General features: G+C 70.1%; 19 protein-coding genes. 12 read left to right on the top strand and 7 right to left on the bottom strand.

The window, feature by feature from the left end; translation table 11 throughout:
• Window positions 1-279: 279 nt before the first annotated feature.
• A complete protein-coding gene (locus RSP_RS17770) occupies window positions 280-933 on the bottom strand; it encodes an SDR family oxidoreductase (RefSeq protein WP_017140381.1) in 654 nt (217 codons plus the stop codon).
• Window positions 934-1115: 182 nt separating this feature from the next.
• Here RSP_RS17770 and xth point away from each other — a divergent pair, with 182 nt between their 5' ends.
• Entirely contained in the window at window positions 1116-1883 is a 768-nt protein-coding gene (gene xth, locus RSP_RS17765) for an exodeoxyribonuclease III (protein ID WP_011339298.1), read from the top strand.
• 190 nt (window positions 1884-2073) lie between these two features.
• Here the strand turns inward: xth and RSP_RS17760 are convergent, their stop codons facing one another.
• From RSP_RS17760 to RSP_RS17745, 4 genes are all read right to left on the bottom strand, one after another.
• Complete coding sequence (locus RSP_RS17760) at window positions 2074-2367, bottom strand: hypothetical protein (RefSeq protein WP_017140380.1); 294 nt, start codon at window positions 2365-2367, stop codon at window positions 2074-2076.
• 284 nt (window positions 2368-2651) lie between these two features.
• Entirely contained in the window at window positions 2652-3227 is a 576-nt protein-coding gene (locus RSP_RS22465) for a hypothetical protein (protein WP_011339296.1), read from the bottom strand.
• Entirely contained in the window at window positions 3224-4798 is a 1575-nt protein-coding gene (locus RSP_RS17750; protein ID WP_011339295.1) for a methyl-accepting chemotaxis protein, read from the bottom strand. The genes RSP_RS22465 and RSP_RS17750 overlap by 4 nt, the downstream gene beginning before the upstream one ends.
• Window positions 4799-5018: 220 nt before the next feature.
• Window positions 5019-5597: a peroxidase-related enzyme gene (locus RSP_RS17745; protein WP_011339294.1), complete on the bottom strand. Its 579-nt coding sequence runs from the start codon at window positions 5595-5597 to the stop codon at window positions 5019-5021.
• Between the two features lie 1433 nt (window positions 5598-7030).
• On the opposite strand from RSP_RS17745, the gene RSP_RS22685 reads away from it, so the two are divergent.
• Window positions 7031-7315, top strand: a complete 285-nt coding sequence (locus RSP_RS22685; RefSeq protein ID WP_235896928.1) for a helix-turn-helix domain-containing protein — start codon at window positions 7031-7033, stop codon at window positions 7313-7315.
• 111 nt (window positions 7316-7426) lie between these two features.
• Here RSP_RS22685 and RSP_RS17735 read toward each other — a convergent pair whose 3' ends face one another.
• On the bottom strand, window positions 7427-9574 hold the full coding sequence (locus RSP_RS17735; RefSeq protein ID WP_011339292.1) for a TonB-dependent siderophore receptor: 2148 nt from the start codon (window positions 9572-9574) through the stop codon (window positions 7427-7429).
• A gap of 327 nt (window positions 9575-9901) precedes the next feature.
• On the opposite strand from RSP_RS17735, the gene RSP_RS17730 reads away from it, so the two are divergent.
• From RSP_RS17730 to RSP_RS17715, 4 genes are read left to right on the top strand one after another with little or no spacing between them, the layout of a single operon-like run.
• Complete coding sequence (locus RSP_RS17730) at window positions 9902-10879, top strand: iron-siderophore ABC transporter substrate-binding protein (protein ID WP_011339291.1); 978 nt, start codon at window positions 9902-9904, stop codon at window positions 10877-10879.
• Window positions 10876-12051, top strand: coding sequence for a FecCD family ABC transporter permease (locus RSP_RS17725; protein WP_017140378.1), 1176 nt, complete (start codon window positions 10876-10878; stop codon window positions 12049-12051). The genes RSP_RS17730 and RSP_RS17725 overlap by 4 nt, the downstream gene beginning before the upstream one ends.
• Window positions 12048-13088: a FecCD family ABC transporter permease gene (locus RSP_RS17720; RefSeq protein WP_011339289.1), complete on the top strand. Its 1041-nt coding sequence runs from the start codon at window positions 12048-12050 to the stop codon at window positions 13086-13088. The genes RSP_RS17725 and RSP_RS17720 overlap by 4 nt, the downstream gene beginning before the upstream one ends.
• Window positions 13085-13885: an ABC transporter ATP-binding protein gene (locus tag RSP_RS17715; protein WP_011339288.1), complete on the top strand. Its 801-nt coding sequence runs from the start codon at window positions 13085-13087 to the stop codon at window positions 13883-13885. The genes RSP_RS17720 and RSP_RS17715 overlap by 4 nt, the downstream gene beginning before the upstream one ends.
• 47 nt (window positions 13886-13932) lie before the next feature.
• Here RSP_RS17715 and RSP_RS17710 read toward each other — a convergent pair whose 3' ends face one another.
• A complete protein-coding gene (locus RSP_RS17710) occupies window positions 13933-15054 on the bottom strand; it encodes an iron-containing alcohol dehydrogenase (protein ID WP_017140377.1) in 1122 nt (373 codons plus the stop codon).
• 284 nt (window positions 15055-15338) lie between these two features.
• Here RSP_RS17710 and RSP_RS17705 point away from each other — a divergent pair, with 284 nt between their 5' ends.
• The 6 genes from RSP_RS17705 to pdxA are packed head-to-tail and all read left to right on the top strand — an operon-like array spanning window position 15339 to window position 21172.
• Window positions 15339-15779: a tripartite tricarboxylate transporter TctB family protein gene (locus tag RSP_RS17705; RefSeq protein ID WP_011339286.1), complete on the top strand. Its 441-nt coding sequence runs from the start codon at window positions 15339-15341 to the stop codon at window positions 15777-15779.
• A gap of 35 nt (window positions 15780-15814) precedes the next feature.
• Window positions 15815-16768, top strand: a complete 954-nt coding sequence (locus tag RSP_RS17700) for a Bug family tripartite tricarboxylate transporter substrate binding protein (RefSeq protein WP_011339285.1) — start codon at window positions 15815-15817, stop codon at window positions 16766-16768.
• A 60-nt stretch (window positions 16769-16828) separates the two neighbouring features.
• A complete protein-coding gene (locus RSP_RS17695) occupies window positions 16829-18325 on the top strand; it encodes a tripartite tricarboxylate transporter permease (RefSeq protein WP_002724194.1) in 1497 nt (498 codons plus the stop codon).
• 3 nt (window positions 18326-18328) lie between these two features.
• Window positions 18329-19213: a dihydrodipicolinate synthase family protein gene (locus RSP_RS17690; RefSeq protein WP_011339284.1), complete on the top strand. Its 885-nt coding sequence runs from the start codon at window positions 18329-18331 to the stop codon at window positions 19211-19213.
• Complete coding sequence (locus RSP_RS17685; RefSeq protein WP_011339283.1) at window positions 19210-20160, top strand: phosphoglycerate dehydrogenase; 951 nt, start codon at window positions 19210-19212, stop codon at window positions 20158-20160. The genes RSP_RS17690 and RSP_RS17685 overlap by 4 nt, the downstream gene beginning before the upstream one ends.
• A 25-nt stretch (window positions 20161-20185) precedes the next feature.
• Window positions 20186-21172, top strand: a complete 987-nt coding sequence (pdxA, locus tag RSP_RS17680; protein ID WP_011339282.1) for a 4-hydroxythreonine-4-phosphate dehydrogenase PdxA — start codon at window positions 20186-20188, stop codon at window positions 21170-21172.
• The last annotated feature ends 33 nt before the right edge of the window (window positions 21173-21205 follow it).

Raw genomic sequence — 21205 nt, 5'->3', positions numbered from 1 at the left:
ACAGGGGGCGGGCAGGCTCAGGTCCTGTCGGCCTCCGCCGGACGGGATGCGCAGCCCGTGGGGTCACGGATAACTGCTTGAACAGCGGTTGCCGGGTCCCGGCCGCCCGCGGAGACGGTGAGGCGCCCCGCGCGGGCCCGTCGACAGGAAGCCGCCGGAGCAGTGGCGGACCGGGAAGGTCGGCACGGGCGAGCGGCAGGCAGACGGCTCATCAATCCGGCGCTCACATCGGGCGCTGCCCCGCAAGAGCCGCGGCCCTTCTGGAACCTGAACAGACGGCTACCATGGGATCCGTGCTCCGGTGGCGTCAAAGAAGCCGCCAGACTCCTCCGGCCCGAGCGCGTCGAGCGTCGAGAGCAGGTTGAGCGCCGCGCGCTGGGGCGTCACGACAGGATGGGTCGCGCTGTAGCGCGCCGTCAGGCCGGTTTCGACCGTGCCCGGATGAAGCGCCACCACCACCGCCTGCGGATGGCTGCGCGCGATCTCGATCGCGGCGGTATGGACGATCTGGTTCAGCGCCGCCTTGGCCGCGCGATAGGCGAACCAGCCGCCCAGCCGGTTGTCGCCGATGGAGCCCACCCGCGCCGAGAGTGCCGCGAACCGCACAGGCCGATCGCGCGGCAGCAGGCGCAGGGCGTGCTTCAGCACCAGCGCCGGGCCGATCGCATTGAGGGCGAAGTGCCGCGCAAGATTTGCCGGGTCGAGCGCGCGCAGGGTCTTTTCAGGAGCCACGCCGCCGATCTCCAGCGCACCCGTGGCCACGATCACCCGGTCAAAGGGCGAATCGAGGGCGGCGAGCAGCCGTTCGACCGCGGCTTCGTCCGCCACATCGAGGCCGTGGTCCCGCCGCGACAGGCCCACCGCCCCCTCGCCGCAGGCGGCAAGCAGCGCGGCTCCGATCCCGCCGGAGGCCCCGACGATGAGGCTGCGCATTCCACCCTCCCTGCCTGCCGCGGCCCGCACTTCGCCGACCGACGCCCATCCTGACCCATCCGCCCCGGCAGGATCAACCGGCCGCGCACAGCCCGCCCCGCCACATCCTGCCGCGATGCGGATGCCCGGACTGGAGCGCATTTTCCTGCGGACTCCCGTCCGGCGGAAGCTACATCCGGAACATGAGGATCGCGACCTTCAACGTGAACGGGGTGAACGGCCGGCTTCCGGTGCTGCTGCGCTGGCTCGAGGAGGCGCGCCCCGACGTCGTCTGCCTGCAGGAGTTGAAGGCGGCCTCCGCGCGCTTTCCGGCCGCCGCGCTGGAAGCTGCGGGTTACGGAGCGGTGTGGCACGGGCAGAAGAGCTGGAACGGCGTGGCGATCCTCGCGCGCGGCGCCGAGCCGGTGCAGACGCGGCAGGATCTGCCGGGCGTGCAGGACGGTGAAAGCCGCTATATCGAGGCGGCGGTGGAGGGCGTTCTCGTGGGCTGCCTCTATCTGCCGAACGGCAATCCGGCCCCGGGCCCGAAGTTTGCCGCCAAGCTCGCGTGGTTCGACCATCTTCTCAATCATGCCGAGGAGGTTCTGCGCCACGACGTGCCGGTCGTTCTCGCCGGAGACTTCAACGTGATGCCGACCGATCTCGACGTCCATCGTCCCGAGCGCTGGCGCGAGGACGCGCTGTGCCGCCCTGAGGTGCGGGCAGCCTTTGCCCGGCTTCTCGCGCAGGGTTGGACAGATAGCATCCGGCATCTGTATCCCGAGGATCGGATCTATACGTTCTGGGACTATCTCCGAAATGCGTGGGAGCGGGACGCCGGTCTGCGGCTCGACCATCTGCTGCTGAGCCCGTCCCTTCTGACCCGTCTGAAGGGGGCGGGGGTCGACCGGCATGTCCGCGGCTGGGAGAAGGCGAGCGATCACGCTCCGGTCTGGATCGCGATTGACTGACGGCCCTCTCTCGCGGGCGCTGGCTCTGTCCCGGTCGCTTGGAGCGGCAGGCGGGAGCGGCAAGCGCTGCGCTGATGCGCAGGACCTTGATCCCCGGACGGCAAGGCTTTCCGCTGACGGCACGATTGCCCTGACGTCTGCCTGGCGCTTTTCGCACATGATGATGTCAAGCCTGCCCCCTTGGCACGCGTCATGGGGCGACATCGGGCCGCTCGCAGGCCTTGCGCGCGAAGACGATCCAGTCCCCGACATCCATGATCTGACCGATGAGGCCGAGATCGCGCGTGAGCTGAGGCCCGTCGGCATCCGCAAGATCTCGCAGGCTCCGGACGCCGGCCCTGTTCAGCATCCAGACAAGACCGACGCCCGCGCCCGGAAGCGCGAAGAGATCGCTGTCCGCCGCGGTCGGGCCGGCTCCGGCGGTGCATGCGGCCTTGAGGGGCGATGGGGAGCCGGTGGCCGCAGATTTCGGGGAGGAGGTCACGGTGTCCTCTTGAACGTCAGGCCCTCCCGGGAGAGGGGCGTGCCCCGCACCCGCCCGAGCATGCCGAGCCCCGGACGTTCCCGCCTCTTCGGGAGGAAGATCGGGCAGGGGGCCGTTCTGGGGTGCGGACGAGCCGGCTGCTTCGCCTGAACCGCCTGTGGAGGCGGCCTCCGTGCGCCGCGCAAGCCTCTTGCGCCTGATTTCTGCCAGCTGCGCGCGGGCATTCGCCCGGACGCTGCTGCTGCGGTGCCTGAAGTGGTTCGGCTCGTCCATGGAAGTCCTCTTCAAGATGGAGCGTGCGGCCGGCAGGCGGGACAGGCCTGCCAATCGTCGAGAGCCTCCCCGGCCAGACCGAGGAAGATCCGCCGTCGGTCGCGGAAGCGCGCAAGTTCGATGATCGCCTCCGCCAGATCCGACGCGCAGGCCTTCGGGCCGGGTGGATGGCCGGCGGGCGCGGTCGAGAGCGTCCGGCAATAGGCCTCGATCACGGACATGGCTTCCTCGAGGTCTCCTGCGCCCGTTGCCGTCTTTCCCGTCCCGCATCCGCCGAGCAGGCTGTGGGCGATCACGAAGCCGCCCCTCTTGCGCAGCCAGAGGTCGATGAAAAGATCGGGCTGTCCGGGAACGGGAGCGCTGCGCCTGCTGACCGGTCGGCACGAGGCGCGGAGCGGCGCCGCACCCTCGCGCGGGAAGGACTGCTGGCCGAACTCCAGGGGCCCGGACCGGCAGGCAGAGGCGGCGGTCGCGCCTGGGGCCTCGGCAGTGGTGTGTGCTGACGCTGGATCCATTCCCTTGCCATCGTTTCCGTGTTCGCTGCTGCGGATAGGCCTCCGGACGCCGGGGCGCCGGACGGTCTTCATGCTGCCGCGGCCTGCAGCCCCTCCTCGGGCTCGTCCGAAGGCCCGCTCCTGTCCGATGCGTCGAAGTAGCGGATCGCGTTTGCGAGGATCTCCGCCTGGCCTGAGAGCTCGGCAGAGCCGTTCCAGAGTTCGTCCGATACGGAGGAATTCTGCTTGCTGAGCGTGTCGAGCGTGTCGATCGAACCGGTCACCGAGCGGATCTCGCCGCTCAGATCCCGTGCCACGGATGCAATCTCGGTCGCGAGCGTGGAGGTGAGTTCGATATCCGGGATGAGGCGCCCGATGATATCGCCCGCCGCCACGGCCGCCTGCGACGTCGAGTGGGAGAGGGTCGAGACTTCCTTGGCCGCGTCCTGGCTGCGCTCGGCGAGCTTTCTGACCTCGCTGGCCACGACTGCAAAGCCCAGGCCCCGCTCGCCCGCGCGGGCGGCCTCCACCGCCGCATTCAGGGCGAGAAGATCGGTCTGCCGCGCGATTTCCTGCATGACGAGAATATGTTCCGCGATCTTCTTCATGGAGCGGAGCGCCTCTCCAACGACCTTCTCCGAGGCGCGCGCATCCTGCGCGGCGCGCGCCGCCACGCTTTCGCAGGCGGCGGCGCGCTCGACCGACTGCTCGAGGCTGCTCTGGATGCCCGTGACCGCGGAAGCGGCCTCGCCCGTGGCCGAGATCTGCTCCATGGCATTCACCGACATCTGCTCGGACGTGGCCGCAACCCGGGCGCTCAGGCCCGTGAGGGCGCCAGACGAGGCGGTCACGGCCTCGACGACGGTGCGCAGCTGAAGCACCACCTCGTTGTTCGACTGCAGGAGGTGGGCCATTCCGTCCCGTCCGGTGATGGGGACGGTGGCGCTGAGATCGCCCTCGGCCAGACGGCTCGACAGCGCCAGCGCGCTGGACAAGCCCCGCCCGATCGAGAGCACGATCCAGACCGCGAGTGTGCCGGCGGTGGCGCAGGCGCTGACGACGACGGTCAGCATGATCCATCCTCGGCGCGTGGCCAGATCCACTGTCCGGGCGGCGGTTCGGCCCACGGTGTCCCACTGCCTGCGGGTGATGTCGGCAAGCGCCTGCTCCCCCGCGGCGCGGGCCATGAGGAGGGACGGGTCGGCCAGCGCCGCCTGAGCCCCCGCCGGATCGCCGGCCGTCGCTCGGCGGAGGCTCTTCGTCGACGCGGCTTCCACCAGCGAGCCGTAGCTCTGAAGGACCGCGATACTTGCGACGTCTTCCTGCAACGTCACATGCGCCTGCAGGTCTGCCACGGCCTGCCGCTGGCTGTGGAGCGCTTTCGCCAGATCCTCTTCCAGCCGTCGCAAGTGACGGTCGACACCGGAGAGCTCGCCACCCCGGGAGAGCGCCAGCCCGTATCTGGCCACCAGCGTCTCGGCGCGGCTTTGCGACAGGGCGAACTCATGCGCAGCCTCGAGCGCCAGAAGCTCCAGCCGGGTCAACCGCGTGAGATTTCCCGCCACCTGGTTGAGACTGCCGATGGCAAGCGCCACGGTGATTGCAACCCCCGTCAATACGAGGCCGAAAGTGAGGGCCGTCTTGGCCTTGAGGGAGAGCATCATGGTCCGAACCAAACGAGTGAACTGAGCAGCAGACGTGCGCGGGCAGAAACGGACCCCTGCACCTCCGGCGGCCGGCAGCGTCAGGGTCCGGCCGCAATCTTGCGTGCGGAACTTGAACGAACGGTAAACGGATCTCTGTCTGACAGAACGGCAACCGCCGCCGCACCTCCAGGCGCTCAGCGTGCGGCGGGCCGCCTCGGCTCGTGGTCCAAGGCCCTCCTCAGCGCCCCATCGCGTAGAATTCGGCGTTCGGACGCATGCTGGTGACATTGGCCAGCCGGTTCGACATGCCGAAAAAGGCCGAGATCGCGGCGATGTCCCAGATATCCTCCTCCTCGAATCCCTGCTGCTTCAGGGCATCGAAATCGGTCTCTCCCACCTCGTGCGCCCGGGTCGAGACCTTCATGGCGAAATCGAGCATGGCCTTCTGGCGCGGGGTGATGTCGGCCTTGCGGTAGTTGATCGCCACCTGATCGGCCACGAGCGGGTTCTTGGCCCGGATGCGCAGGATCGCCCCGTGGGCGATCACGCAGTACTGGCACTGGTTCGCGGTCGACGTGGCCACGACGATCATCTCGCGTTCGGCCTTGCTCAGGCCGCCGGGCCTGTCCATCAGCGCATCGTGGTAGGCGAAGAAGGCGCGGAACTCGTCGGGGCGGTGGGCGAGCGTGAGGAAGACGTTGGGAACGAAGCCCGACTTCTCCTGGACGGCCTCGATGCGGCTGCGGATGTCGTCGGGCAGATCCGAAAGGCGCGGAACGGGAAAGCGGCTGACGGGCAGCTCGGCCGTGTCGGTCATGGGGTCTCCTCCGGGTGGGGCCGGACACGGGCCGGCGGTATCTGACGGGTTCCAGGCGCGGGATCGCGGCCCGCGCCGGGAGGCAGAGCCATCTGCCGTTGCCCCAACCAGAGACGCCTCCGCCGCCGGGCGCAAGCCTTTCCCGCACCTCGGACCGTCGCAAGGGCAGTCATGGCGCATCGGAAGCTCCGCGGGCTTTCGGCGTGCCGAGAGGGCACGGACGCTTCCCAAGCGGGGTGAGCGTCGGGCAGGCACGGCCTCCCAGTGGCTGCTGGATGCGCGCTGTCGATTCGCTCCAACATGCGGCGCTGACAGGGCTGCGGCGGCTCCGGGTGCTGCCGCAACCCCGGGGTGAAGGTCTTTTTCAACCAGGAGGACGGATGCGGGCGCCTTGAGGGAAAGGGACGCGCGGCCACCATCGGACCTCTGCAAGGCCGATTGCATGATGATCTTTTTATGGAGACGGGAATGTGGTTTAGCTTTCCGAAGGGAGGATCTGCGGCTTCGGTGATTTGCGGCCGGAGCGGCAGCTCCGGGGTCTCCGTATGGCCGCGGGGACCCCGCCCCTTGCGGGCGGCCCCCGAAGCGGAAGGCACCCCATCGGGCGGCTTCAGGCGGGCGCGCCGCCCTCGGATGGCCTTCGGGCAGCTTGACCTCACCTCTCCTCTTGCGGCAGGTGTTTCCTGCGGGGCGGCCTTGGCCCGGCCCGCAGGGGCCTCGCGCCCGCGCAGCCATCCGGACACTCTCGTCCTGCCAGCCAGCATCCTCATGTCACCTCGACCGGGAGCCCGGAGCTGGATGAGCTTTCACAGCGACTTCATCGGACAGACGGACGGGATCGATCGCACCGCGCCGGTGCGGTGGCGCCGGATGGAGGGCGCGACCAGCGTCTTCTGGCAGGCCCGCGGCGTCCGGGGCGGACGGGGCTACTATCTCTCGCAGCATCCGCGGATCATGGTCTTTCTCGACGAGGTCTCCTCGATCCGGCTGTCGAACGACTCCGGCGGCCGGGCGCATCTGGGCCGGGCGCTGCCGCGCGTGCTCTATGTGCCTGCCGGGCTGCCGATGTGGACCCATTTCACCTGCGACCACAGCTTTGCCCATCTCGACCTGCATCTGCACCGCGACCGGCTGTTGAAGATGCTGACCCCGGCCCTCGGCCGGTCCGCCGCGCTCGATGTCCTCGCCCGTCCGGTCGAGAGCGAGGCGACGCGGTCCCTTCTGACACTGGCGGAGCTTCTGGTGGAGGAAACGGTCGCGCCTGCGCATCATCGGATCCATGCCGAGACGCTGGCCGCGGGCCTTGTCACCGGGCTTCTGGATCTCGCGTCGGGAGAGGAGGCCATGAGCCGCACGCGGCTGACGCAGGGCCAGATCCGCAAGCTCGAGCGCGCCTTCCGGGCGGGGGCGGGCGCGGCCAGTCGGTGGCCGAGATGGCGCAGGTGGTGGGCCTGTCCGAGAGCTGGTTCACCCGGCTCTTCCGGGACACGACCGGGGTCACGCCGCTGCAATGGCAGCTACGCCAGAGGGTCGAGCTGGCGCAGACCCTTCTCGAGGAGAACCTCAGCGTGGCCGAGATCGCCGACCGCTTGGGCTTCAGCGATCAGGCGCATCTGACGCGCGTCTTCCGTCAGGTGACAGGCCAGCCGCCGGGCGCCTGGCGCCGCGCCCGGCTCTGCGCGGCGCCGCCCGAAAGCGGGGCGGCGCGCCGGGCCTGAGGCGGGAGCGCCGCCCCGGGTCCGAGGCCGTCCGCGCAGCAGCCACCAAGGCGGCGGCCCGGTCTGATGCGGGACCGTCGCCACAGGTCCGAGGAGGGCCCGCGCGGCGGCTCACCAGGTGCGGCGCAGCGTGGCCGTAACGGTGCGGCCCGGGTTGTAATAGTCGGCCGTGCCGCGACCCACGACATGCTGCTCGTCGAAGAGGTTGCTCACATTGACGGACAGGCCGGTGTTCTCGGCGATGTCGTAGCTGAAGGCCGCGTCGAAGAGCGTCGTGGCGTCGCTCTCGCCGGTCGCGTTCGTTTCCGCGAACTGATAGCTGCCGATGTAGCGGGCGCCGAGGCCGAAGGTCATATCGCCGCCGCGCGCCCGTCCCGGCAGGGTGTAGTTCACCCAGAGCGAGGCCATGGTCTTCGGCACGTTGGCGAACTGGTTGCCCGACACGTCGGTGCCGCGCACCACCGCCCGCGTGAGCTCGGCATCCTGATAGGAATAGGCCGCGATCACGTCCCAGTTCTCGGCGATCTCGGCCTTGCCCTCGATCTCGAAGCCGCGCACGCGCGTCTCGCCCACCACCTCGCGCACGATGGTGCCGTCGCCGAGAACGACCGGGATCGTCATGTCCTGCCGGGTCAGGTCGAAGATCGCCGCCGACAGGAGCGCCCGGCTGCCTGCGGGCTGGTATTTCACGCCGATCTCATATTGCTCGCCGCGCTCGGGCTCGACCCCGATGGAGGGCGGCGCCACCGATTCCACATAGCTCGCATAGGCCGAGACCTCGTCGGTGACCTTGTAGGTCAGCGCACCGCGGACTGAGGTCTCCGAGAAATCGTCGCTGTCGTCGAAGGCCGTGCCCGAAGCTGTGCCGCGGGACCTAAGGTCGAGCCAGTCGTGCCGCAGGCCCACGGTCGCCACCAGCCGGTCGGCGAAGGACAGGTTCTGCTGCAGGAACACCGACTTCGTCGTGTAGTCGCTCTTGCGTGTCTCGTAGGGCGCGAGGTTCGAGGGCACGCCGGTCGCGATCCCCGTCGCGATGTCGATGGTGCCCGCCCCACCGTAGAACGACGCCGAGGAGAGCGCCGCGTCGCGATACTCGATCCCGACCAGCGTGCTGCTGTCGGTGCTGCCGAAGCTCGTGTCATATTGCAGGATGGCGTTGCCGATCAGCTCTTCGGCCGTGCTGTCGGTGCCGAAATAGAAGCGCGAGAGCTCGGTGCCCACGCGAGAGGCCGAATCCGACAGGTAGATATAGCCGAAATCGTCGGCGAGGTCGCTGTAGCGCAGGTTCGCGGTCAGGCTCAGCCCGCCGCCGAAATCGTGGCGCAGCATGGCCGTCAGCGTGTCGCGCGCGACATCATGATCGTTGAAGTCGGCCTCGCCGAAGAAGTCGCCGCGATCGTATTCGCGGTCGAGCGGATAGCCGCCGCTGTTCGGCGTGCCGTCGCGCTTCAGATGGTCGTAGACCAGCGTCAACGTGGTGGCCTCGGTCGGCGCCCAGGTGAGACCGCCCATCAGGAAAGCGTCGTCGTCGCGCGACGTGTCATAGTCGAGCGCGCTGTCCTTCACCTTGCCGGTGAAGCGGTAGGCGAGCGTCCCCTGCTCGTTCAGCACGTCGCCCAGATCGAAGCCCAGTTCCCTGTGGTCGTTGGTGCCGATCTGGCCGTAGACCTCGCCGAAGCGGGTGAACTGCGGCACCTTGGTCACGAAATTCACCGAGCCGCCCGGATCGGAGACGCCGAACAGGGTCGAGTTCGCGCCCTTCAGCACCTCGATCCGCTCGTAGGCATAGGGCTCCTCGCGCACGCCGCGCATCGAGCCCAGCGTCAGCCCGTCGCGGTAGGTCGAGGCCTGAAAGCCGCGGACGAGGAAATAGTCGTTGCGGTCGTCGCTGCCGTAATAGTCGGTGACGATGCCCGCGGAGTATTGCAGCACCTCCTCGGTGGTGGTGGCGGCGCGCGCCCGGATCTCGGCCTGGGTCACGACCGACACCGAGGCGGGCGTGTCGAGCAGGCTGGTCGCGACCTTGCCGCCGACCCAGAGCTCCTGCGCCACGACCGAACGGGCATCGTCGTCGGCCGCGGCGGCCGCATCCACGATGATGGGCGAGAGGCGGAAGGCGCCCGCGGCCGCGTCGTCCGCCGCATCCTGGGCGCGGAGGACCGTGGGCAAGGCCACCAGTGCCGACCCTCCGAGCAGGAGCGCCCTGAGGCAGGGATGACGGAGGAGGAGGCGCGATCTGTCCGCGTGTCGGGGGGTCATGGGCGTTCCACTGGTTGAGGGTCTCTGCGCGCTGGCCCGACGGGCTGCCCCATCCGCTGGCTGATCTCCCGGCACCGCCGGGGGCCGCCGCGCCCGGCACGGGCGCGAGGGACCGCTCCGGCCTCACGAGGCCGGTGCGATCGGCGGCAGCCCTAGCGGAGCGGAGAGGCCGCTGTATTGTAGATTCCGACTGTTCTTGTCGGATTCTCTGGAAACTTCGCCCTCATGGCGATTTCGTGCCTGAAAACAGGCCCTCTGCGCCTTGACGGAGGCGGGTCGGGATGGAAAGGCCGGCCCAACGCAGCTCCGTCCCGAGGGAGGTCCGACATGTCATCCATCCTCTTGCGCCCGCTCATCCTGGCGCTTCTGGCCCTCGCGCCCGCCGCAGCGGCACAGGACTTTCCGCTGGCCATCGACCATGCCTTCGGCCGCACCGTGATCCCCGAGCGCCCCGTCCGGGTGGCCACGGTCGCCTGGGCCAACCACGAGGTGCCGCTCGCCCTCGGCGTGGTGCCGGTGGGCTTCGCCCGCGCCAACTTCGGCGACGACGACGGGGACGGGCTGCTGCCCTGGGTCGCCGAGCGGCTGGAGGAGCTGGCCGCCGAGGCGCCGCCGCTCTTCGACGAGGGCGACGGGATCGACTTCGAGGCGGTGGCGGCGAGCGCCCCCGACGTGATCCTCGCCGCCTATTCCGGCCTCAGCCGCGCCGATTACGAGACGCTGAGCGAGATCGCGCCGGTGGTGCCCTATCGCGAGGCGCCCTGGGCCACCGACTGGCGCGAGATGATCCGGCTGAACGGCGCGGCGATGGGGATGGCCGCCGAGGGCGAGGCGCTCATCGGGCGCATCGAGGGCGAGATCGCCGAGACGGTCGCGCGCCATCCCGAGATCCGCGGCAGGACGGCGATGTTCGCCACCCATCTCGACATCCGCGATCTGAGCGTGATCCGCTTCTATTCCGCGACCGACACGCGGGTGAAGTTCTTCGAGGATCTGGGCCTGGTGACGCCCGAGAGTGTGCGCGAAGCCTCGTCCGGCGGAACCTATGCCGCCGAGGCCAGCGCCGAGCGGATCGACCGGTTCGACGATGTCGACATTCTCGTGACCTACGGCGGAGAGCCGCTGCGCGAGCGCGTGTCTGAGAACCCGCTCACCTCGCGGATGAAGGCGGTGTCGCAAGGGGCGCTCGTGCTGCTCGGCAACGATCCGGTGGGCACGGCCGCCAATCCGACGCCGCTCTCGATCTCCTGGGTGCTCGAGGATTATGTCGGGCGGCTGGCCGAAGCCGCGCGCCGGGTGCCATGAACCGGCCCTTCCCCAGCCCTGACGCTCCAGCGGGCGGAGCTTCGGCCCGTGCCCCGCGCGCAGCCCTGGCACATGCGGCCGGGGATCCGCCTTCCGGCCCGGGCCGGGTCGGTGCGGACGCACCGCTGTCTCGCGCATCGACATGGGGCAGGGCGGGTGCGCCGCCCGTGCTCCGGCGGCCGGCGCGTCTCCGCTGGGCGGGGCTCGCCCTGCTCCTCGGGGCTCTGGCGGTGGCGGCGGCGCTTTCGGTGGGCGTGGGGACGCGCGAAGTCGGCTGGGCGGACATCGCGGGCGGGCTCGCCGGGCGCACGGCCACCATCGGCGAGGCGGTGGTGGCGGTGCGGGTGCCGCGCACGATCCTCGCCGCGCTGGCGGGCGCGGCGCTGGGGCTTTCCGGCGCCGTCATGCAGGGCGTGACGCGGAGCCCGCTCGCCGATCCGGGCATCCTCGGCGTCAATGCAGGTGCTGCCATGGCAGTGGTCGTGGGCATGGCCTGGTTCGGGATCGAGACCCTTTCGGCCTATCTCGGCACGGCGATCCTCGGCGCGAGCGGCGCGGCGGCGCTCGTCTACACGATGGGGTCGCTCGGGCGCGGCGGGGCCACGCCGCTCAAGCTCGCGCTGGCCGGGGCTGCCACCTCGATCGCGGTTTCCTCGCTGACTATGGCGATCCTGCTGCCGCGCAACGACATCGCGGGCAGCGTGCAGGCCTGGCAGGTGGGGGGCGTGGGCGGGGCCACGCCCGACGCGATCCTCGCTCTCCTGCCCGTCCTCCTCGCGGGGCTGGCGCTGAGCCTCCTCTCCGCGCGCACCCTGAACATCCTCGCCCTCGGCGACGATGCAGCGGCGGGCCTCGGCCTCTCCGTCGCGCGGAGCCGCCTCGTCGCGGCGGCGGGGGCGGTTCTCCTCTGCGGCGCCGTCACGGCGATCTGCGGCCCCATCGGCTTCGTGGGCCTCGCCGTGCCGCATCTCTGCCGCCTCCTCTGCGGCGTCGATCACCGCTGGCTCTTGCCCTTCGCGGCGCTGGGAGGCGCGCTTCTGCTGATGCTCGCCGACGTGCTGGGCCGGATCCTCGCCCGTCCGGGAGAGCTCGACGTGGGCATCGTCACGGCCTTCGTGGGTGCACCGGTCTTCATCTGGATCGTGCGGCAACGAAGGATCCGCGAGCTGTGACCCCCGCACCTTCCCTTGCCGCCGAGGTCGCGGCCCACCGTCGCCGTCGCCTGCGCCGGGGCGCAGCCCTCGTGCTCGGCCTCGTCCTCCTGATCCTCGCATCCGTGGCGGTGACGCTCTCGGTCGGCTCGACGCCCGTGGCGCCGTTCGACGTGCTCCGCGTGCTGGCCGGGCAGGAGGTGCCGGGGGCCTCCTTCACCGTCGAGCGGCTGCGGCTGCCGCGCGCGGTGCTGTCCCTTCTGGCCGGCCTCTGCTTCGGCTTGGGCGGCGCCGCCTGCCAGACCCTGCTCCGCAGCCCGCTGGCCAGCCCCGACATCATCGGCATCTCGGCAGGCAGCGGGGCCGCCGCCGTCTTCGCTATTGTGGTCCTGGGCTGGAGCGGGCCTGCCGTCTCGGGCGCAGCCATCCTCTGCGGGCTCGCCACCGCGCTTGCGATCTATCTCCTGGCCTGGCGGGACGGGGTGGCGGGCGCGCGGCTGATCCTCGTGGGGATCGGGATCTCGGCCATGCTGCAGAGCGTGACCGCCTATCTCCTCCTGCGCGCCCCGGACTGGAGCCTGCAGGAGGCGCTGCGCTGGATGACAGGCAGCGTGAACGGCGCCCGGCTGTCGGACGCACCGCCCCTCCTGCTGGCGCTCGCCCTGTTCGGAACCCTCCTCCTGTGCCGGAGCCGCGAGCTCGAGGCCCTGCGGCTCGGCGACGACAAGGCGGCGGCGCTCGGCGTGCGGATCGCGCGGACGCGGCTTCTGATCCTCGTGGGCGTGGTCGGGCTGATCGCGGTGGCGACCGCCGTCGCGGGCCCCATCGCCTTCGTGGCCTTCCTCGCAGGCCCCATCGCCGCGCGTCTGGGCATGCCGGGTCGGCCGATCCTGCTGCCGGCCGCGCTGATCGGCGCGCTTCTCGTTCTTCTGGCCGATTTCGCAGGGCAGGTGCTTCTGCCCGGCCGCTATCCGGTCGGAATCGTCACTGGCGCCCTCGGCGCGCCTTACCTCATCTATCTCATCGTCCGGGTGAACCGGGCCGGAGGCACCATATGACCGACAATGCGCTGGTGGTCAGCGAGCTTGCCGCTGGCTACGGCGACCGGCAAGTGCTGCGCGGGCTCGATCTCGCGGTGGCGCCCGGCCGGATCACCGCCATCGTCGGCGCGAATGCCTGCGGCAAGTCCACACTACTGCGGACGCTGTCGCGGCTCCTTTCGCCCGCCGAGGGGCAGGTGCTGCTCGACGGCCGCTCGGTCCATCGCATCCCCCCGCGCGAGCTTGCCCGCCGGATGGGGCTCCTGCCGCAGTCGCCGCTGGCGCCCGACGGCATCACCGTGCTCGATCTGGTGAGCCGCGGCCGCCACCCGCATCAGGGGCTCTTCTCGCGCTGGAGCGCCGCCGACGATGCGGCGGTGGCCGCCGCGCTCGAGGCGACGGGCACCATGGATCTGGCCGAGCGCGCGGTGGACGAGTTGTCGGGCGGGCAGCGCCAGCGGGTCTGGATCGCCGTCGCGCTGGCGCAGGAGACGGGGATCCTGCTCCTCGACGAGCCCACCACCTTTCTCGACATCGCCCATCAGGTCGAGGTGCTGGACCTGCTCACCGATCTGAACCGCGCGCAGGGGACCACCATCGTCATGGTGCTGCACGACCTGAACCTCGCCGCCCGCTATGCCGACGCGCTGGTGGCGATGGCCGGGGGCCGCATCCATGCCAGCGGTCCGCCCGAGACGGTCCTGACCGAAGAGATGGTGCAGGCGGTCTTCGGGCTGCCCTGCCGGACGCTCCCCGATCCGGTGAGCGGCCGGCCCATGATGCTGCCGATCGGCCGCCACCGCGCCGGCGGCTGAGCGGAGCGGCGCATCCGCCCGTCGCAGGGCACCGGAGGGGTCTCCGATCAGTAGGCGCGGCGGTAGATCGCCTCGATCTCGGCCACGCTCAGATCGCGCGGGTTCCAGTCGAGCAGGCGGCGGATGCCATGCGCCTCCGTTGCCATGACCGGCAGATCCTCGGACGGCACGCCATGTGCCCGCAGCCGCATGTCGAGCCCGAGCCCGGCGCAGAAGGCGAGCGCACCGGCCCGCACCGTCTCCTCGGCGCCCGCGGCAAAGCCCAGAGCCTCGCAGATCCGGGCCGTCTTCTCCGGCGCGGCCGAGGCGTTGGCCGCCAGCACATGCGGGAAGATCAGCGCATTCGCGATCCCGTGCGGCAGCTTGTGGCGCGTGCCGAGCGGATAGGAGAGCGCATGGCCCGCCGTCGTGTTCACGGGGCCGAGGCAGATGCCGCCGTAGAAGGCCGCGAGCGACAGGCCTGCCCGGGCTTCGACATCCTGCCCGTCCTCGACCGCGCGACGCAGGAAGCGGCCGACGAGCGCGATCCCCTCCAGCGCATAGGCATCGACCAGCGGATGCGCCCGTTTCGAGGTCAGGGCCTCGGCGCAATGGGCCATGGCGTCGACCCCGGTTGCGGCCGTGACCGCGGGCGGCACGCTGAGCGTGAGCGCAGGGTCCACGATCGCCATGTCGGCAAGCATCTCGGCGCTTTCGGTCGCGATCTTGGCAAGGCTCGCGGGATCCGTCACGAGGGCGCGCGTGCCCACTTCCGAGCCGGTCCCGGCGGTGGTCGGCACCTGCACGAGGCCCACGCGCCGGGCCGGCGCCCGGCCGGGACCGGAGATGTCCGAAAGCGCGAGGCCGGTTCCCACGAGCACCGCCACGAGCTTGGCCAGGTCCATGGCCGAGCCGCCGCCGAATCCCACGATCAGGTCGGCCCCTTCGGCCGCGGCGACGGCGGCCTGCAGATTGGCGGTGTCGGGCTCGGGCACGACGGTCCCGAAGCAGCCGACCGATCCGAGCCCCAGCCGGTCCAGCCGCTGCGCATTCACCGCATCGGCGATGACGAAGGGCGCGCGGAAGCCGCGCGCGGCCACCCACTCTGGCAGGCGGGCAAGGCTGCCTTCGCCGAAATGCACGGCGGCAGGCCGAAGAAGGGTAATCGGTCGGGTGAGGTCGTCCGCCATCGCAGCACTCCGCGTCTGTTCGTTTCGGTCGGGGAGCAGGCCCCGGATCGGGGGCATTCAAGGGAGGGATCGTCAACTTGTCAACCTGTATAGTTCCGGCCTGTGGGCAGGGCGGTCTGGCGCTGCAGAGTGATTATCATTCCAAAACAATGCGAAAACAGATTATCCGGGGCCTCGCTCAGCAAGTGAAACCGATTGGTATATAACAAGTTTACAAAATGCTTGACTCCCCGTGGCTCCCGGGCGAGGGTTCGGCGGGGATGGAGACTTCGAGGGAGGCGTCCATGGGTGCGAGCAGAAGTGACATCTGGGCCGGTATCGGATTGCTGGCCTTCTGCGGCTTCGTTGCCTGGCGCACCCTTCTGGTGCGCACCGTGGCCTCGGGCACCATCGCCGGGCCCGTCTTCGTGCCGTGGCTGATGATCGGCGGCCTGTCGCTTCTGGCGATTGCCCTGATCCTGCGCTCGATCCTGCGCGGCTCATCCGCGGTGGAGCTGCCGACGCGGCGGACGCTGGTGCGGATGGGGCTGATGGCACTTCTGCTCGTGGCCTATGCCGCGGCCTTCGAGCCGCTGGGATACCTCGTCTCGACGCTCGTGACATTCGTTCTGGGCCTGCTGCTCTTCAACGAGCGCCGGCCGCTGGTGCTGATCCTCGTTCCGCTGGCCCTGACGGGCGGCGTCTACCTCGGCTTCACGCGCCTCTTGCAGGTCTGGCTTCCCTGACCGCCTGCGCACGACCTGACCATACGGAGGAGACTATGCAGAAAACCATGATCCTGGGCGCGCTCGCGGCCCTCGCGGCGACCCCTGCGCTGGCGGATTATCCGCAGCGCCCGATCCAGATCGTCGTGCCCTATTCGGCGGGCGGCAGCACCGACCTGTCGGCGCGGCTGATGGCCGAGAGCCTTGCCCGCCATCTCGAGGGCGCGACGGTCGTCGTGCGTAACCAGCCCGGCGGCGGCGGCACGATCGGCACCTCCTCGGTCGCCAATGCGCGTCCCGACGGCTACACGCTCGGCATCGGCGCGCAGGGGCCGCTCTCGATCGCGCCGCACATGGGCGGGGCCGACTATGCGCTGACGGATGTCGAGTTCGTGGGTCTCTTCGGGCGCTCGCTGCAGGTCTTCGTGGCCTGTGCCGGCGCACCTTTCGCCGATTACGACGCCTTCGCGGCCTATGCGAGGGACAAGCCCGTCCAGGTGGGCAATTCCGGTGCGGGCGGGGCCAACCACATCTCGGCCGAGGCCTTCGGCAAGGCTGCGGGCCTCAAGATCGAGAGCGTGCCCTATCCGGGCTCGTCGGACGCGCGGACCGCCTGCGTGGGCGGCCATATCCAGGCCATGGTCGCCTCGCCGGCCGAGGCGCTCGCCGCCTCCGAGGCCGGGCAGATGACGCCGCTCTTCGTGATGGAGGACGAGCGCATCGATCTCTTCCCCGACACGCCCACGGCGAAGGAAAAGGGGGTCGATTTCACCTGGTCCTCATGGAAGGGCGTGATCGCGCCGAAGGGCATCCCCGAAGAGGTGATGGCGCCGCTCAAGGCCGCGGTGAAGGCCGCGTCCGAGGATCCGGACTTCCGCGAGAAGATGACCGCAATGGGCGAGTTCGTCACCTACGAGGACGGCGCGGCCTTCACCGCACGGGCCGAGAAGGACGCCGAGGTCGCGCTCAAGACGCTCGACGAGCTCGGCATGACCGGCATGAACAACTGACAGGCCAACGCCGGGCTCCGGTGACAGGACCGGAGCCCGGCCTCGGATCGGGACGCGCCCATGGAAACCCTCAGCTATCTTCTGCCGCTCTTCGAGCCCGCGACCCTCGGCGCCATCGCGCTCGGCACGCTGGGCGGGCTGATCATCGGCGCTCTCCCCGGGCTGACCGCGACGATGGGGGTGGCGCTGCTCATCCCGCTCACCTTCGGCATGAGCCCCGTCATGGGCCTCAACATGCTGATCGGCATCTATATCGGCGGCATCTACGGCGGCTGCGTCAGCGCGATCCTGCTGCGCACGCCCGGCACGCCCTCGTCGGCGGCGACGGTTCTCGACGGCTATCCGATGGCCCTGCGCGGCGAGGCGGGCAAGGCGCTCGGCCTCGCCACCATCGCCTCGACGCTGGGCGGGCTCTTTGCGGCCGTGGTGCTGGCCACCCTGGCCCCGCAGCTCGCGGGCATCGCTCTGAAGTTCGGCGCCGCGGAATATTTCGCTCTGGCCTTCTTCGGCCTCACCATCATCGCCTCGCTCTCGGGCGACATCCTGAAGGGCGTGATCGCGGGGATGCTCGGCATCCTGATCTCCTGTGTGGGGGCCGATCCGATCACCGGGATGCTGCGCTACACTTTCGGCGTCTCGGGCTTCGCCTCGGGCTTCGCCTTCACCCCGGCCCTCATCGGCCTCTTCGCCCTCTCGGAGGTCTTCACCCAGCTCGAGCGCCTCGGCGCGGGCGACGGGGCGCAGGTGCAGAAGGTGGGCGGGCGTTGGCCGGCCTGGGCCGACCTGCGCGAGAGCCGCGGCGCGCTGGTGCGCGGCTCGATCATCGGGACGCTGATCGGGATCGTTCCCGGCACCGGATCGGGCACGGCCTCGTGGATCGCCTATAACGAGGCGCGCCGCGCCTCGAAGACGCCCGAGAAATTCGGCACCGGCCATGCGCCTGGCATCTGCGCCACCGAGAGCGCCAACAATGCGGTCTGTGCCGCGGCGCTCATCCCGCTTCTGGCCCTCGGCGTGCCGGGCGACGTGGTGACGGCGGTGCTCATGGGCGGGCTGATGATCCAGGGTCTCGCGCCCGGGCCCATGCTCTTCCAGACCAACCCCGACGTCGTGGTCGGCATCTTCGGCGGCACCTTCCTCGCCACGATCTTCATGTTCCTCTTCGGCATGGCGCTGATCCCGGTCTTCTCGCGGATCCTGATGATCCCGCGCCACATCCTCGCCGTCGCCATCATCGTCTTCTGCTTCATCGGCGCCTATGCGATCAACCTGAACCCCGTCGATCTCTACACGATGGTGGGCTTCGGCGTGCTCGGCTGGGGGATGCACAAGTTCGGCTTCAGCCAGGCCGCGCTCTGCATCGCGCTGATCCTCGGGCCGATGCTGGAATCGAACCTGCGCCGCGGCCTGCTGCAGGCGGGCGACGATCTCGTGACCTTCCTGTCGGGGCCGATCACCCTGCTTTTCCTCGGGCTGTCGCTCCTGTCGCTTCTCTGGCCGTGGATCGCCGCGCGCCGTGCGGCGGGCAAGCCCTCCTCCCCCCACCAGAACGGATAGAAGATGACGCGCAACGCCCATGTCGCCCTCGTGACCTGCTTTCACGAGGACGAGACCGTCAACTATGCAGCCACCCGCGCCCAGGTGCGCCGCCAGCTGGCCGCCGGCAACGATCTCATGGTCTGCGGCACGAACGGCGATTTCTCGGCTCTGACCCATGACGAGAAGATCCGTCTGGTGGGAGAGGTGATGGAGGAAGTGGCGGGCCGCGCGAAGGTCATCGCCAACGTCGGCTGCCCCGCCACCTTCGAGACGCTCCAGCTCGCCCGCGCGGTGGATGGGATGGGCCTGCACGGCATCGCGGTCATTGCGCCCTACTTCATCTCCTGCACGCAGGACGGGCTGATCCGGCACTTCTCGACCGTCGCCGATGCCGTGACGACGCCGGTCTATCTCTACGACATCCCGGCCCGCACCCAGAACCATATCGAGCCTGCCACGGTGGGCACGCTCGCCCGTCATGGCAACATCGCGGGGATCAAGGATTCCGGCGGCTCGACCGACACGGTGCGCGCCTATCTCGACGTGGCGCGCGATGTGGAGGGGTTCGAAGTCTACTGCGCGCCCGACCATCTGGTGCTCTGGGGCCTCGAGGAAGGCTGCGCGGGCGTCGTCTCGGGGCTCGGCAACGTGGCTCCGGGCCTGCTGGCGCAGATCATCGCGGGCTTCAACGCGGGCGACATGGAGGCCGCGCGCGCGGCGCAGGAAAACTTTGCGGGCCTGCGGAAGGACCTCTATGCCCTGGGCTTCCCGCCGGCGCTCGTCAAGCGCGCGCTCTATCTGAACGATCCTTCGGTCGGCCTCTCCCGGCAGCCCGCGCTGCTGCCAGACGCCGCGCAGGACGCGCAGATCCTCGCCATCCTCACCGCGCGGGGCCTGAAGGAATGACCGTCGTCCTGACCACCTCGCCGGGCTTCGGCCGCCACGGACGGGTGCCCGCCCGGATCGAGGCCGAGGGCTGGACCTTCCTGCGTGCCGCCGACGCGGCCGAGATGGAGGCGCATCTGCCCGAGGCGGATTACCTCGTGGTGGGCCTCGTGCCGGTGACGGCCGAGGTGCTGGCGAAGGGGCCGCGTCTGAAGGGCGTGCTGAAGCACGGCGTGGGCGTCGACAATATCGACATTCCGGCCTGCACCGCTGCGGGCCTGCCGGTCACGAACACGCCCGCCGCCAATGCCGATGCCGTGGCGGAACTCGCCATGGGCCTGATGTTCGCCATGGCGCGCTTCATCCCGCAGGGCCATGCCTCCGTGACCTCGGGCGGCTGGGACCGCCGGATCGGCACCCAGCTCGGCGGCAAGGTGCTGGGGATCGTGGGCCTCGGCAACATCGGCAAGCGCCTCGCCCGCCTCGCGCGCGGCCTCGGCATGGAGGTGCTGGCCACCGACCGGGTCGAGGATCCGGCCTTCGCGCGCGACTGCGGCGTGACCTACCTGCCGCTCGAGGAGCTTCTGGCCCGCGCCGACTATGTCTCGCTCCATGTCTTCGGCGGGGCGGGGAATGCAGCGCTGATCGACGACCGGGCGCTGGCGCGGCTGAAGCCCGGCGCGCGGCTCGTCAATCTGGCGCGCGGCGAGGTCGTCGACCTCGACGCGGTGGCCCGGGCGCTCGAGAGCGGGCAGCTCGGCGGCGTGGCCATCGACGCCTATGTCACCGAGCCGCCGGACGTGTCGCATCCCGTCTTCGCCCATCCCAACGCCGTCTTCACGCCGCATTCCGGCGCCGACACGCTCGAGGCGCTCGAGAATGTCGGGCTGATGGTGATCGAGGACATCCGCACCCTCATCGCCGGCGGACGCCCGGCGCGCTGCCTGAACGCGGCGGAGCTGGGCTGAGCCCGGCCGAACAGGAGAAAGACCCATGTCCAGTTCCCCCCAACCCATCGTCATCACGATGGGCGATCCGTCCGGGGTCGGCGCCGAAGTGACGGTGAAGGCGCTCGCCGACCTCACCCCCGCAAGGCGCCGCGCCTATGCGGTGATCGGCGACCGTGAGACGCTTCTGCGCGCGCGCGCCGCCTGTGGCCTCGATCTGGCGCTGCACGAGTTCGGCGACGGGGCCCCCGAGGGCTCGGTCGCCGTGATCCACGAGGAGGTGGCCGGCCTGCCGGGCCGCTTCGGGGTGCTCTCGCCCGCCTGCGGCGAGGCCTCGTTCCGCTACATCGACCGCGCCGTCACCATGACGCGCGGCGGCGAGGCCGCCTGCATCGTCACGGCACCGATCAACAAGGAGGCGCTGAACGCGGCCGGCCACCATTACGACGGCCACACCGGGATGCTCGCCCACCTCACGGGCTGCGCCGCCTCGTGGATGCTGCTCGCCTCGCCCACGCTGAACGTGATCCATGTCTCGACCCACATCTCGCTGAAGGAGGCCATCGGCCGGGCCACGCCCGAGCGGGTGCTCGAAACCATCCGCACCGGGCACCGGCACCTGCAGCGCATGGGGATCGCGCAGCCGCGGATCGCGGTGGCGGGGATCAACCCGCACTGCGGCGAGAACGGGCTCTTCGGACGCGAGGACGATCTGCAGGTGCAGCCGGCGGTCGAGGCCGCGCGGGCCGAGGGCATCGACGTGGTGGGTCCGATCCCGGCCGATACGGTCTATTACCGCGCCCATTCCGGTGCCTTCGACCTCGTGGTGGCGCAGTATCACGATCAGGGCCACATCCCGATCAAGCTCATCGCTTTCGACACGGCGGTCAACTGCTCGCTGGGGTTGCCCATCGACCGCTGCTCGGTCGATCACGGCACCGCCTTCGACATCGCAGGCACCGGGCGGGCCAATCACGTCAACATGCTGGCGGCGCTGGCCTACGCGGACAAGCTGGTCGCGGGCCGCGGCTGACGGGGGGGCGGCTCCGGGGGACGCGCCCCCCGG

This window comes from Cereibacter sphaeroides 2.4.1, assembly GCF_000012905.2.
Taxonomy (GTDB): domain Bacteria; phylum Pseudomonadota; class Alphaproteobacteria; order Rhodobacterales; family Rhodobacteraceae; genus Cereibacter_A; species Cereibacter_A sphaeroides.
The sequence above is the reverse complement of the archived record's forward strand: the minus strand, read 5'-3'. Positions and strand labels throughout refer to the sequence as shown.